We start from the raw sequence: 13,706 nt of genomic DNA, 5'->3' as shown, positions 1-13,706 counted from the left end.
TCACCCGTTTGGTAAAGAGATTATGGAATATTTGCATTTTCATGATACACTGTTTTCCCTTTTGGGAAATATACACATTGATATTAACCTTGTAGCTACTTTGTAGCTACTAAGATACAAGACCCAGATGTTTTAGGATAGATGCAAAATGCTTGGAATAACTTTGTTAAAACAGGTCAAGTTTGGGCAATGTTAATTGGGATGGTTATCGGCTATATGTTTAAGAGTTTAACAAGTTACGGTTGAATGAATTTTAGATTTTAGATTTTAGATTTTAGATTTTAGATTTTAGATTTTAGATTTTAAATTTTAGATTTTAGATTTTAAATTTGGAATTGATATTCATTCAAAGTCTAAAATCACAAATTGTTATTACCTCTCCTTTCTAATTTATGACCGAAAAACAAACTTGGAGCCAGCGGTTTGAAACCGCTCTACATCCAGCGATCGCTCGTTTTAATGCCAGTATCAGTTTTGACATTGAACTCATAGAATATGACATCACTGGTTCTCAAGCTCATGCTCAAATGCTGGCTCACACAGGAATTATTTCCCCAGAAGAAGGAGAGAAATTAGTTACAGGTTTAGAACAAATTAGGCAAGAATACCGAGAAGGTAAATTTCAACCTGGTATTGATGCCGAAGATGTGCATTTTGCTGTAGAAAAGCGACTTACAGAAATTATTGGCGATGTCGGTAAAAAGCTACATACCGCCCGTTCTCGTAATGACCAAGTAGGAACAGATACAAGACTTTATCTGCGCGACCAAATTCAACAAATTCGTCAGTATTTAAGGGAATTTCAAAAAGTATTACTAGATATTGCGGAAAACAACGTTGAAACCCTCATTCCTGGCTATACCCACCTCCAACGCGCCCAACCGCTGAGTTTAGCCCATCACCTCTTAGCATACTTGCAGATGGCACAACGGGACTGGGAACGTTTAGGAGATGTTTACAAACGAGTGAATATTTCCCCCTTGGGTTGTGGTGCTTTAGCGGGAACGACTTTTCCCATTGATAGACATTACACAGCAAAACTATTGCATTTTGATGATATTTATGCTAATAGCTTAGATGGAGTCAGCGATCGCGATTTTGCCATAGAATTTCTCTGTGCAGCGAGTATGATCATGGTTCACCTCAGCCGTCTTTCGGAAGAAGTGATCCTGTGGGCATCAGAAGAATTTCGCTTTGTCACCCTCAAAGATAGCTGTGCTACAGGTTCTAGCATCATGCCCCAAAAGAAAAACCCCGACGTACCAGAGTTGGTAAGAGGGAAAACCGGGCGGGTTTTTGGTCATCTTCAGGCCATGTTAGTAATTATGAAAGGTTTACCCCTGGCATATAACAAAGACTTGCAAGAAGACAAAGAAGGTATTTTTGATGCTGTGAACACAGTTAAAGCCTGTTTAGAGGCTATGACTATTTTAATGCAAGAAGGTTTAGAATTTCGACCCCAACGCCTAGCAGAAGCAGTAGCAGAAGACTTTTCCAATGCTACCGATGTCGCAGACTATTTAGCAGCGCGGGGAGTACCTTTTAGGGAAGCTTATAATATCGTTGGTAAAGTCGTGAAAACCAGTATCGCTGCTGGTAAACTGCTGAAAGATTTAACCTTGCAAGAATGGCAACAAATACACCCCGCCTTTGCAGAAGATATTTATGAAGCCATATCACCCCGTCAAGTAGTTGCAGCCCGTAATAGTTACGGTGGTACAGGCTTTGAGCAAGTTAAACAGGCGCTCATTGCTGCACGTACTCAAATTGTATAACAATAAATAGGGGTTGCTGAGAAAGTCTTTCCGTGAGGGCATAGGAGTCAGGAGTCAGGAGTCAGGAGTCAGGAGGAGATTTGAAAATTTCTTTGCTATCTCTTGAAATCCCAAAAAATGCACACTTTTTCCGGTATACCCTTCAAAACCCTTGCACTAATTTCTGTGTTTATCAGCCTCTAACCTTTGATATATCAAGGTTTTAGGTTTATTCAGCAACCCCTAAATAGGTAATTGGTGATTGGTGATTGGTGATGGGTGATTGGGAAAAAAATAAACTGTTGCCTTCTGCCTTCTGCCTTCTGCCTTCTGTCTTCTGCCTTCTGCCTTCTGCCTCCTAAAAACAAGGGCGTACAGATAAAAATAAATGTACGCCCAAACATAGCAAATTAATTCCAGAGTAAATATTCAAAGAGTAAATATTCAAACAGTAAAATTAATCAGCAGCGTCCATTGCTGCTGCCCCTGTTTCTTCATCTTCACTCTTAGGTGGTCTTTGTTGGAACCGTCTTTGCATTCTTCCTGTCGTAGTCCGTTTACGAAACTTCCTGGCATAAGCCTGGTTCCGTAGCGCCTTTTCTTTTTTCGGGTTACGGCGCTTGGCCATATTCACCTCATGAATAAACAACAAAAAACCTACACTCAGGCAATATCCAGTTACCGATGTTATTGATACACTTTCAGCCTAGTGTAGAAATCAAAATAGTTGAAACAGTATCCTAGTCTACCTTATTTAATGGAGGTATGTCAAGCCGGATTGATCATAATTTTTCTTATGAGTCAGGAGTTTAAGGAGTCAGGAGTTTAAGGAGTCAGGAGTTCAAGGAGTTAGGAGTTTAAGGAGTCAGGAGTTCAAGGAGTCAGGAGTTCAAGGAGTCAGGAGTTCAAGGAGTTAGGAGTTCAAGGAGTTAGGAGTTTAAGGAGTTTAAGGAGTTTAAGGAGTTTAAGGAGTTTAAGGAGTTAGGCAATTACTGACAGCAGATGTTAAAATTGACTGATTCTCAGAATGACCATGAGCAAGTCCTAAGTTGACAATTTCATAGACAAAACTATACTTATATTTATTGACAAAAATCAATATATTTTTAGGAAAAAATCAACTACTTGATATATAATACGGTGATATCAAGTATTGAATTGAGACTATTGCCGACGCGAAAACCAAGCAATGATGGTGGTAGTCTTTTTCAGAAACTTAATTGGAACACAATCGCGTCTGGCTAAGGCGTGAAAGTCTACTGAGGGATAACTGCTCCCATGCTCCCGTTGAAGTAGAAAGTAAAGTCTAGTTTTGTCTAGGTTTTATATAGCAGAATAATAAACCTAATACTTGATAGAGTTGTATAAAAAAAACGAAAATCATCTTTTGTGAGTTACATTTCTATCAAGTGTTCGCCAATTAACAATTACAAAATAAGAATTTGAAGATTGAACATTCTGGCTTTTTTTAGTTCATTAATTAAATCTATTGGTAGCTTATGGCACGTTGGAAAAACAGTATTGGGTATTATTTTCCGCCATCCCATTACTGGTACTAGCGTGATTCCCATTTTACCTGATGGTAGAATTGTTTTGATTCGTCGCAGTGATGATGGTTGTTGGTCTTTACCGGGAGGAATGATAGACTGGGGAGAGGATATTGCTAGTGCAGTTTGTCGAGAATTAAAGGAAGAAACTGGACTAGAATTATTAAAAATTCGGCGTTTGGTAGGGGTGTATTCTGCACCAGATCGAGATCCGAGAATTCATTCTATTTGTGTTGTGGTGGAAGCAGAAGTACAAGGAGAAATGAAAGTTGAAGATAATTTAGAAGTGTTAGAAATTCAAGCTTTTGATCCTAGTTCTTTACCTCAACCTCAAATGTCTCATGATCACGCTAGACAGTTAGAAGATTATTTACAAGGTTTAACAACTTTGGCATAATTGGTAATTAGTCATTAGTCATTAATTTTCTTTACCCAATCACCCATCCCCCATCACCAATTAATAAATAAGCTGTTGTGCATTTAATTTATATAAGGTTAACAGGCAAGATGCCTGTTCCACAAGACTTAAGAATATTAAGATTATACAGTTTAGCTGCATGACAGCTTAACTTCAATCTGAAATGCGATCGCTGATCTTGTAGGTTGGGTTAAGGAACAAAACCCAACAAACTATCCCTAAAACTAGCTAAACTGTATAATCGAAAAACCTGAACTTACAGTAGCACAAGCATCTTGCTTGTATTAATTATTCAAGTTAAAGGCACAACAGCTTAACTTCGCTCTAATTTTATTACTGCTATATAAAACCTAGACAAAACTAGACTTTACTTTCTACTTCAACGGGAGCATGGGAGCAGTTATCCCTCAGTAGACTTTCACGCCTTAGCCAGACGCGATTGTGTTCCAATTAAGTTTCTGAAAAAGACTACCACCATCATTGCTTGGTTTTCGCGTCGGCAATAGTCTCAATTCAATACTTGATATCACTGTATTATATATCAAGTAGTTGATTTTTTCCTAAAAATATATTGATTTTTGTCAATATAAGTATAGTTTTGTCTATGAAATTGTCAACTTAGGACTTGCTCAATTACTCAATTACTCAATTACTCAATTACTCAATTACTCAATTACTATAGTGACAAATACAGGAAATACAAATCATCAAGAGTTAGTCGGTTTGATTTGGAGTATAGCCGACAAACTCCGGGGACCTTATCGCCCTCCCCAATATCGGCGGGTGATGTTACCTTTGATAGTGTTGCGGCGATTAGATGCGGTATTAGAACCAAGCAAAAAAATCGTTATTGATTCTAAAGCGAAATATGAGGCTATAGGATTAAAAGATAACGCATTAGATAAAGCGATCGCCAAGGATGTTAAAGATCACATAGAAAAAGAAACTGGTATTACTAGAACACAAGAATTATATAATTTAAGCGAATTTACACTTAAAAAATTATTAGGTGATGCAGATGGTATTGCTAGTAATTTAATTAAGTATCTTCATAGTTTTTCCCCGAAAGCCAAAGAAATTTTTGAAAAGTTTGAATTTGAAAGTGAAATAGAAAAACTCGATGAAAGTAATCGCTTATATTTAGTGATTAAAGAACTTTGTAAACCAGAAATAGATGTATCACCAGAGAAACTTTCTAACCTACAAATGGGTTATTTATTTGAAGAATTGGTGAGAAAATTTAATGAACAAGCAAACGAAGAAGCGGGAGACCACTTTACACCCCGTGAAGTAATTCGCTTGATGGTAAATCTGGTTTTCTGTGATGAACAAGATGTCTTTAAACAAGGTATTTATCGTTCTATTTATGACCCCACAGCCGGAACAGGGGGAATGTTATCAGTAGCAGAAGAACATATTAAAAATCAGAATCCTCAAGCTAACTTAGGATTATTTGGGCAAGAATATAACCCCGAATCCTATGCTATTTGTTGTGCAGATTTACTGATTAAAGATGAACCCATTGATAATATTATTTATGGCGATACATTGGGAGTCAAAAACGCCAAAGCTAAAAGTAATAACTTCGTACCCCATGACGGACACCCTGATAAAAAATTTCATTATATGTTTGCCAATCCTCCCTTTGGAGTAGAATGGAAACCAGAGGAAGATTTTGTTAAAGATGAATATGAAAGCTTAGGATTTAATGGCAGATTTGGCGCAGGTTTACCACGCATTAATGATGGTTCATTGTTGTTCCTGCAACATAAAATATCAAAAATGCACAAACCACCAGAGGAAGAGGGAGACGGTTCAAGAATTGCCATTGTCTTTAATGGTTCTCCTTTATTTACAGGAGATGCGGGCAGTGGTGAAAGTAATATTAGAAGGTGGATCATTGAAAATGACTGGTTAGAAGCGGTAGTTGCATTACCTGACCAGATGTTTTATAACACCGGAATTTTCACTTATATTTGGTTAGTTACTAATAAAAAAGCGGATCATAGAAAAGGTAAAGTACAGCTTATTGATGGTACAAAACATTACCAGAAAATGAAAAAAAGTCTTGGTAATAAGCGCAATGAATTATCCCCCGCACATATTACCGAACTGGTGCGATTATATGGAGATTTTCACCACAATGGTATTAGTGAAGTGGAAACAGATGGACAAATAGAACAGCGAGTATGTTCTAAAATATTTGATAATCGGGAATTTGGCTTTTTAAAGATTACTGTGGAACGTCCATTAAGATTAAATTTTCAGGTAAGCGAGGAACGTTTAGGGAGATTATGGGAACAAACAGCGTTTCAAAATTTAGCTACTACTAAAAAGCGCAAAGATGAAAAAGTACAACAGTTAGAAATATTAGAGGGTAAAAATCTCCAATCACAGATTATTGATGCTTTACAAAATATGCAAGCTGATAAACTGTATTTATCCCGTACAGAGTTGGAAACAGATTTAAACAAGGTGTTAAAAAAGGCAGGATTAACATTAAAAGCACCTGTAAAAAAAGCCATTTTAGCAGCATTAGGAGAAACTGACCCAGAAGCAGAAATTTGTACAGATGCTAAAGGAAATCCTGAACCTGATAGTAATTTACGTGATACAGAAATTGTGCCTTTACCAGATGATATTCCTTTACCTTTACCCTTGGAATATGGAGATAAAGCGAGTGTCAACGAATTGATTAAGTTAGTAGAAAACCACTGTCAAGAATATTTAGAAAAGGAAGTTTTACCCCATGTTCCAGATGCTTGGATTGATTTTGATAAAACTAAGGTAGGTTATGAAATTCCTTTAAATCGCCATTTTTATGTATATCAACCACCCAGAAATTTAGATGCAATTGAGGATGATATTAAATCTTTAGAAGCGGATATTATGGCGATGTTAGGGGAAGTGGTTTAATGATAATATCCCCGATTTCTTTTATTACCACGTTAATAAATTGGTTGATAATATTACCTTTTTAATCAATTTATCAATAAAATATCAATTGATGATAGAAGTCGGGGATTTGGGTATGATGGCAAGATTGTTAATAAAAGTTTTCATCTTGTCCCTAGAATATGCTGTAAAATTAAAAGATAGATTGGGGAGATTTTAGTAATGGCATTAGTGATTTTAGATGAGCAATTAGAAAGTATGCAGCTTTCAGAAGCAGTCAGACAAAAGGCTTTACAAAAAGCCAAGGAAGGTTATGTAATGACATTATTAGAAGTAGGAGAAATTACCAGTGGTAGGGCTGGTAAAATTCTTGGCATTTCTCGTTCAGAAGTCATAGAAATGATGAAAAAATGGGGTATTTCTCTTTTTGATGATTCTCAAACCTTGGATGAATTACGTCAAGAGGTAGAACAAGCAGAATTAGTTTTAAATCAACATAATTATTAAATGATAATCGTTTCTGATAAGCTGTTGTGCATTTAATGTGTATAAGTGGAACAGGCATCTTGCCTGTTAAACAAGAGTTAAGAATATTAGGATTATACAATTTAGCTGTGTAACAGCTTACAAGTGGAACAGGCATCTTGCCTGTTAAACAAGAGTTCAAAACATTAGGGTTATACAATTTAGCTGTGTAACAGCTTACAAGAGTCGTTGAAATTAGATTTAGGGGAGTCAGAAGCCATTGCTTTAGCGGAGGAAATAGGAGCTTCTCAGTTGTTAATAGATGAAAAAGCAGCACGGAAAGTTGCTATAGCTCGCAAGTTGCCTTTAATTGGTACTGTAGGGGTATTATTATTAGCAAAGCGTCGGGGTTTGTTGGCTAGTATTCAAGGTGTTTTAGATGAGATGCAAGCACAGGGAATGAGAATTTCTGACAGACTTTATGTACAAGTTTTGACTTTGGCACAGGAACAGGATTAAGAATAAAAAAGAAGTAGGGTATTTGTTCAGGTAAAATAAAAAATAGATTAGGGAGATTTTATAATTATGCAAATCACCATAGATTTACCAGATAATTTAACAGATAAGATTCAAAATGAATGGGGTAATTTACCACAAAAAATCATTGCTAATCTTGTCTTAGATGCTTTGCGGGAAGGTTTAATTGATTTTCAGGAAATGAAGGAGATGCTTAATTTTTTCTCTGAGGCTGAATTACAGGAATTTTTAAAACAAAAGAATATGCTGCATACTAAAGGAATACTCAATTTATCTGGTGCTTGTGCGGATATTGATTTTAATGTTGATGAACTAGGAATTTATGAAGATAGGGATGATGATTTAGTTGGGGTGTTTAATGAATAAAAATTCTTTAGTTTATTTATTAGATACAAATGTTTGTATTATGTATCTCAAGGGGAGGTCATTGAGTATTAATTATCATCTCGATAATCTAGAACCTGAAAAAGTTGCGGTTTGTTCTGTGGTCAAGGCTGAGTTATTTTATGGGTCAAAGCGAAGTAATAACCCTGAAAAAGCTTTGAAGATTCAAAAATCATTTTTATATCAGTTTGTATCTTTACCTTTTGATGATAATTGTGCGGAAGTTTATGGACAAATTCGGGCTGATTTAGCTAAAATTGGTACTCCTATTAGTTCCAATGATATACAAATTGCTGCTATTGCTTTAGCGAATAATTTAATATTGGTAACTCATAATGTGAGAGAGTTTAGCAGAATTGACGGGTTAAAGTTTGAAGATTGGGAAGTTAGTTAAATGGGTAAGTATCAGGGTTATGATAAGTATAAAGATTCTGGGGTTGAGTGGTTGGGGGAAATTCCAGATCATTGGGAAGTAAAACGATTAAAATATGTTTGTGTTATTAATCCATCTAAATCTTGTATCTCTAATTTTTCTAAAAATACCGAAGTTTCCTTTGTACCAATGGAGTATGTTGATAATAATGGTAATATTAACTTAGAAGAAACAAAGAAAATAGAAGAAGTTTGGCAGGGATACACTTATTTTGAAGATAGAGATGTAATTATAGCTAAAATAACACCTTGTTTTGAAAATGGTAAAGGTGCTTTATGTAAAAATCTTTATAACAAGATTGGATTTGGATCGACAGAGTTTCATGTGTTAAGAGCATTTCCTAAAAAATTATTACCTGAACTGATATATTATTTAACTCAATCTACTACATTTAGTAGTTTAGGGACTGCTGAACTCTACGGTGTTGCAGGACAAAAAAGAGTGCCAGAGAGTTTTTTATCTAACTACCTTTTAGGTTTTCCCCCATTAGATGAACAAGAAAAGATAGCCCGATTTTTAGACTATAAAACCAAACAAATAGATGAACTGATAGCGAAGAAAGAAACCCTGATAGAAAAACTGGACGAAAAACGCACCGCCCTTATTACTCACGCAGTCACCAAAGGACTAGATGTAAATGTCCCGATGAAAGATTCTGGTATTGAGTGGTTGGGGGAAATTCCGCAGCATTGGGATGTTAAAAATCTTCGTTATATTTGTGAATTTCTCAACAAAAGAAGAATTCCTCTAAGTTCTGAAGAAAGAGGATCAATGTCTGATAAAATATATTCTTATTATGGTGCATCAGGAATTATTGATTATGTAGAAAACTTTATTTTTGATGAACCAACAATCTTAATTGCTGAAGATGGTGCAAATTTACTTTCTAGATCAACTCCCTTAGCATTCATCGCAGAAGGTAAATACTGGGTTAATAATCATGCTCATATTTTGAAACCTTTTTCCGGAAATTTTAAATACTGGGCAAATCTTCTTTGTATTATTGAATATGACTACTGGATAACTGGTTCAGCACAACCAAAACTTACAAAAGATAATTTAGGAAGTATTAAATTAGCTGATCCACCACTACATGAACAACAAAAAATAGCTGAATATCTAGACCAAAAAACCGCCGAAATAGAAGAACAAAAAGCCAAAATTCAACAAGCCATAGACCTATTAAAAGAATACCGCACAGCCTTGATCACCAACGCCGTCACAGGTAAAATAGATGTACGCCAAATTGATATTCCCTAACCCCAGAAACCACCATGACACAAATCACCCTTGCAGAACTTCCTCAAAACCTACAAACCCTAATTAACCAAGCCCAAAAAACAGGAGAACCCCTGACCATTATCCAAAATGGTATCCCCTTGGCCATTATTTCCCCCATCCATAAAAAATCCCTCCTGCAAGCCCTTTCCACCCTTGAACCACTGGACGAAGACTTTGCAGATGTTGACGCAGGATTATTACCCTTAGATGATATTGAATTGTAAAAATGACTTATTTATACTTGTTAGATACAAACATCATTTCCGAACTAATTAAAAACCCTAGAGGAGTGATATTTTCAAAAATTCAAGAAGTCGGAGAAGACAAAGTTTGCACAAGTATTATTGTCGCTTGTGAATCAAGATTTGGAGCGAAAAAAAAGAACTCACCAAAACTGATAGAAAAACTGGAAATTATCTTAAATAGCATAGAAATCCTACCCCTTAATCATCCTGTAGAACAATACTACGCAGAAATTCGCACTGATTTAGAACAACAAGGAACTCCTATTGGTGGTAATGACTTATTAATTGCTGCCCATGCGTTGACATTAAATCTAACAGTTATTACCGCCAATGTTCGTGAATTTGCTCGCGTTCCTAATTTAAAAGTAGAAAATTGGCTCAACCCCAATTCATAATTTTAAAACAGTAAACCTCAACAAAATTAAAATATTTATATGTAAATTAAATGTTGGGTTGCGTTCCTTAACCCAACTAACCTTTTATACTGAATTATACTGAAAATATTTACAATATTTGGTCATACACCAATGCACACAGAAAAAGAATTTGAACACACCATCGAACGGGAACTACTGCAACACAGTGGCTACCACCAAAGTAACCCCGCAGAATACGACCCAGAAACCGCCCTTTTCCCCACAGAAATCATCAATTTCATCCAAACCACCCAACCTAAACAATGGCAACGCCTAGCCACCAATAAAGACCCCCAAAAAATCCTCATAGATAGCCTCACCAAAGAACTCAAAAGCCGGGGAATGCTAGATGTCCTCCGTAATGGTTTCAAATGCTACGGTAAAACCTTACGAGTCGCCTACTTCCAACCTAACACCGCCATGAACCCGGACACCTTGGCACAGTATCAAAAAAATCGCCTCACCATCACCCGCCAAGTGACAATTAAAACCGGACGTATACCTGATATCCTCCTCAGTCTCAACGGCCTACCCATCGCCACCATCGAACTGAAAAACCCCCTCACCCAGCAAACCTACCTCAACGCCATCCACCAATACAAACAGGATAGAGACCCCAAAGACCCCCTATTTGTCTTTAAACAACGGTGCTTAGTCCACTTTGCCCTAGACACAGAAGAAGTATGGATGACCACCAAACTAGCAGGAGAAAATACTTACTTCCTCCCCTTCAACAAAGGCCATAACCACGGTGCTGGCAACCCACCGGGGGAAAATGGCGAATATCGCACCAGTTACTTTTGGCGAGAAGTATTACAAAAAGATAGTTTATTAGATATATTAGCCCGATTTTTACACATAAAAATTGAAGAAATCAAAACACCCACAGCCACAGGAATTAACTATCAAAAAAAAGAAACTTTAATTTTCCCCCGCTATCATCAACTTAATGTAGTTCGTCAATTAATTGCACATACCAAAAAATATAAAGCCGGACATAATTATTTAATTCAACATTCCGCAGGTTCAGGAAAATCAAACTCTATTGCATGGTTGGCACATCGGTTAGCCAACCTCCACGATAACCAAGATGAAAAAATCTTTCATACCGTCGTCGTTATCACCGATAGAACCATCTTAGACCAACAATTACAAAACACCATTTATCAATTTGACCATAAAGCCGGAGTGGTGCAAAAAATAGATGAAAACACCCAACAACTAGCCACAGCTTTAAATGATGGTGTACCAATTATTATTTCCACCATTCAAAAATTCCCCTTTATTAATAAAGCCATCGAAACCTTAGCTAAAAAAGGTAAAACCATAGACATCACCACCAAAGATAAACGCTTTGCTATTATAGTAGATGAGGCACATAGTTCCCAAAGTGGAGAAACCGCCAATGAACTGCGGCAAATTCTCAATAAAGATGGCATTGAATCAGCCATTGCTGCCCAAATTTTAGCAGATGAAACAGAAGAAGACTTAACAGACCAAGCCAAACAAGAACTATTAAAAGAACAAATTGCCCGCACCAAACAACCTAACTTGAGTTATTTCGCCTTTACAGCTACACCCAAACAAAAAACCCTGCTGGTATTTGATGAACCAGGAGAAAACGGTCAATCTCCCTTTCATCTTTACACCATGCGGCAAGCAATTGAAGAGGGATATATTAAAGATGTACTAGCCAATTATACCTGCTATGAAAGATATTATGAATTGGTGCAGCTTTCCCAAAATAACCCCGACTTACCCCGTCGCCAAGCAGCCAAAGCCATTGCCAGATTTATCGAATTTCACCCCCATAACATCGCCCAAAAAGTAGAAATTATCATCGAACATTTCCGCAACCATACCCGTCATAAAATTGGCGGTAAAGCTAAAGCAATGGTTGTCACCCGTTCCCGTGAACACGCAGTGAGATATAAACGGGAATTTGATAAATATATTAAAGCAAAAGGTTATAGTGATATTAAATCTTTAGTCGCTTTCTCTGGTTCTATCACCTTAGATGAATTACCAGATGAAACATTTACAGAAGTCAACATGAATGGAGGCATTAAATCTCAAGAAATTGCCGATAAATTTACCAGTGATGCTTACCAAGTATTATTAGTAGCGAATAAATTTCAAACTGGATTTGACCAACCATTATTACATACAATGTTTGTAGATAAAAGGCTAGATGGAGTCCAAGCAGTGCAAACTTTATCTCGCCTCAATCGTACCACCACAGGGAAAGAAGACACCTTTGTACTGGATTTTGTCAACAAACCAGAGGACATTTACCAAGCTTTTAAACCTTACTACGAAGAAACCCCCGTAGGAGAAACAGCAGACCCCCAACAATTAAATGATTTATCCTATCAACTTTATCAATGGCAACTTTTTAGCCTAGATGATGTTAACCAATGGTGTGAAATTTGGTTTCGTCCCAAAACTTCCTTGACTGGCGGTGAACATCAAAAATTAAATAGTTTATTAGATCCAATTGTAGACAAATATCAAGAATTAGCAGAACCAGAACAAGAACAATTTAAAAATCAATTAACCAGCTTTCGTAATTTGTATTTATTCCTAGCGCAAATTATTCCTTATCAAGATTCAGAACTTGAAAAACTTTATGCTTACGGACGATTTTTACTCAAGAAATTACCCAAAAGTAAAAACGCTCCCCAAATTGATTTATCTAGGGATATAGAAATTAAATATTATCGCTTAGAAAAAATCAGTGAAGGCAAAATTGATTTAAAATCAGGTACAGCAGAACCATTAACAGGTGCTACAGCAGTCGGAACTCGTCAACCAGATAGAGAAGTTCCCCTATCCCAGCTTATAGACTCTCTTAATGAACGGTTTGGGACTAATTTTACCCTAGCAGATCAGTTATTTTTTGAACAAATCACCGAAACAGCTATTAGTAAAGATGATATCAAACAAGCTGCCCAAGTCAACAGCAAAGAAAACTTCGCCCCTGTCCTAGAAAAGCATCTGGAAGCGTTGTTTATTGAACGCATGGACGGGAATGAGAAAATCTTTATGGAGGTGATGAATAACGAAGAATTTAAAGCGGTGGTGTTTGAGAAGTTATTGGCTAGTATTTATGAGAGTCTTAAAGGTGAGAATTTATGATAGTGCGATCGCCAATTCTGTAGGGTGCGTTAATGAAATGTAACTAAAATTTCGTCAGGAGAAATAAGCTGTTACACAGCTAAATTGTATAATCCTAATATTCTGAACTCTTGTTTAACAGGCAAGATGCCTGTTCCACTTATACAAATTAAATGCACAACAGCTTAACTTTGGTGAAATCAGCACCATGTCC

General features: G+C 36.5%; 13 protein-coding genes. 11 read left to right on the top strand and 2 right to left on the bottom strand.

What is annotated here, in order from left to right; all coding sequences use genetic code 11:
- Positions 1-392 precede the first annotated feature (392 nt).
- Complete coding sequence (gene argH, locus H6F45_RS20575) at positions 393-1,775, top strand: argininosuccinate lyase (RefSeq protein ID WP_190348253.1); 1,383 nt, start codon at positions 393-395, stop codon at positions 1,773-1,775.
- 212 nt (positions 1,776-1,987) lie between these two features.
- Here the strand turns inward: argH and H6F45_RS20570 are convergent, their stop codons facing one another.
- Complete coding sequence (locus tag H6F45_RS20570) at positions 1,988-2,158, bottom strand: hypothetical protein (protein ID WP_190348252.1); 171 nt, start codon at positions 2,156-2,158, stop codon at positions 1,988-1,990.
- Between the two features lie 53 nt (positions 2,159-2,211).
- Positions 2,212-2,382, bottom strand: coding sequence for a hypothetical protein (locus tag H6F45_RS20565; protein WP_187039505.1), 171 nt, complete (start codon positions 2,380-2,382; stop codon positions 2,212-2,214).
- Positions 2,383-3,203: 821 nt separating this feature from the next.
- On the opposite strand from H6F45_RS20565, the gene H6F45_RS20560 reads away from it, so the two are divergent.
- The 10 genes from H6F45_RS20560 (at position 3,204) to H6F45_RS20515 (ending at position 13,513) form a co-directional block, all read left to right on the top strand.
- Positions 3,204-3,698 (top strand): NUDIX hydrolase, encoded by a 495-nt coding sequence (locus tag H6F45_RS20560; RefSeq protein ID WP_190348251.1) that lies wholly within the window; start codon positions 3,204-3,206, stop codon positions 3,696-3,698.
- A 702-nt stretch (positions 3,699-4,400) separates the two neighbouring features.
- Positions 4,401-6,635 (top strand): class I SAM-dependent DNA methyltransferase, encoded by a 2,235-nt coding sequence (locus H6F45_RS20555; protein ID WP_347237759.1) that lies wholly within the window; start codon positions 4,401-4,403, stop codon positions 6,633-6,635.
- Between the two features lie 201 nt (positions 6,636-6,836).
- Complete coding sequence (locus H6F45_RS20550; protein WP_190348250.1) at positions 6,837-7,121, top strand: UPF0175 family protein; 285 nt, start codon at positions 6,837-6,839, stop codon at positions 7,119-7,121.
- Positions 7,122-7,328: 207 nt separating this feature from the next.
- Complete coding sequence (locus H6F45_RS20545; RefSeq protein WP_236104196.1) at positions 7,329-7,598, top strand: DUF3368 domain-containing protein; 270 nt, start codon at positions 7,329-7,331, stop codon at positions 7,596-7,598.
- 66 nt (positions 7,599-7,664) lie between these two features.
- Entirely contained in the window at positions 7,665-7,982 is a 318-nt protein-coding gene (locus H6F45_RS20540; RefSeq protein WP_190348249.1) for a hypothetical protein, read from the top strand.
- Positions 7,975-8,394 (top strand): type II toxin-antitoxin system VapC family toxin, encoded by a 420-nt coding sequence (locus H6F45_RS20535; RefSeq protein WP_190348248.1) that lies wholly within the window; start codon positions 7,975-7,977, stop codon positions 8,392-8,394. Before H6F45_RS20540 ends, H6F45_RS20535 begins: the two co-directional genes overlap by 8 nt.
- Entirely contained in the window at positions 8,395-9,693 is a 1,299-nt protein-coding gene (locus H6F45_RS20530) for a restriction endonuclease subunit S (protein WP_190348247.1), read from the top strand.
- Positions 9,694-9,707: 14 nt separating this feature from the next.
- Entirely contained in the window at positions 9,708-9,938 is a 231-nt protein-coding gene (locus tag H6F45_RS20525; RefSeq protein WP_190348246.1) for a type II toxin-antitoxin system Phd/YefM family antitoxin, read from the top strand.
- 2 nt (positions 9,939-9,940) lie between these two features.
- Positions 9,941-10,354: a type II toxin-antitoxin system VapC family toxin gene (locus H6F45_RS20520; protein ID WP_190348245.1), complete on the top strand. Its 414-nt coding sequence runs from the start codon at positions 9,941-9,943 to the stop codon at positions 10,352-10,354.
- A gap of 132 nt (positions 10,355-10,486) precedes the next feature.
- A complete protein-coding gene (locus H6F45_RS20515) occupies positions 10,487-13,513 on the top strand; it encodes a type I restriction endonuclease (protein ID WP_190348244.1) in 3,027 nt (1,008 codons plus the stop codon).
- Positions 13,514-13,706 lie beyond the last annotated feature (193 nt).

Source organism: Sphaerospermopsis sp. FACHB-1194 (assembly GCF_014696235.1).
Taxonomy (GTDB): Bacteria; Cyanobacteriota; Cyanobacteriia; order Cyanobacteriales; family Nostocaceae; genus Sphaerospermopsis; species Sphaerospermopsis kisseleviana.
The sequence above is the reverse complement of the archived record's forward strand: the minus strand, read 5'-3'. Positions and strand labels throughout refer to the sequence as shown.

Excerpts from the sequence above, each read along its gene's own strand:
- argH (WP_190348253.1), top strand. The coding sequence starts at position 393 with ATGACCGAAAAACAAACTTGGAGCCAGCGGTTTGAAACCGCTCTACAT.
- H6F45_RS20570 (WP_190348252.1), bottom strand. The coding sequence starts at position 2,158 with ATGTTTGGGCGTACATTTATTTTTATCTGTACGCCCTTGTTTTTAGGA.
- H6F45_RS20565 (WP_187039505.1), bottom strand. The coding sequence starts at position 2,382 with ATGGCCAAGCGCCGTAACCCGAAAAAAGAAAAGGCGCTACGGAACCAG.
- H6F45_RS20550 (WP_190348250.1), top strand. The coding sequence starts at position 6,837 with ATGGCATTAGTGATTTTAGATGAGCAATTAGAAAGTATGCAGCTTTCA.
- H6F45_RS20540 (WP_190348249.1), top strand. The coding sequence starts at position 7,665 with ATGCAAATCACCATAGATTTACCAGATAATTTAACAGATAAGATTCAA.
- H6F45_RS20535 (WP_190348248.1), top strand. The coding sequence starts at position 7,975 with ATGAATAAAAATTCTTTAGTTTATTTATTAGATACAAATGTTTGTATT.
- H6F45_RS20530 (WP_190348247.1), top strand. The coding sequence starts at position 8,395 with ATGGGTAAGTATCAGGGTTATGATAAGTATAAAGATTCTGGGGTTGAG.
- H6F45_RS20525 (WP_190348246.1), top strand. The coding sequence starts at position 9,708 with ATGACACAAATCACCCTTGCAGAACTTCCTCAAAACCTACAAACCCTA.
- H6F45_RS20520 (WP_190348245.1), top strand. The coding sequence starts at position 9,941 with ATGACTTATTTATACTTGTTAGATACAAACATCATTTCCGAACTAATT.
- H6F45_RS20515 (WP_190348244.1), top strand. The coding sequence starts at position 10,487 with ATGCACACAGAAAAAGAATTTGAACACACCATCGAACGGGAACTACTG.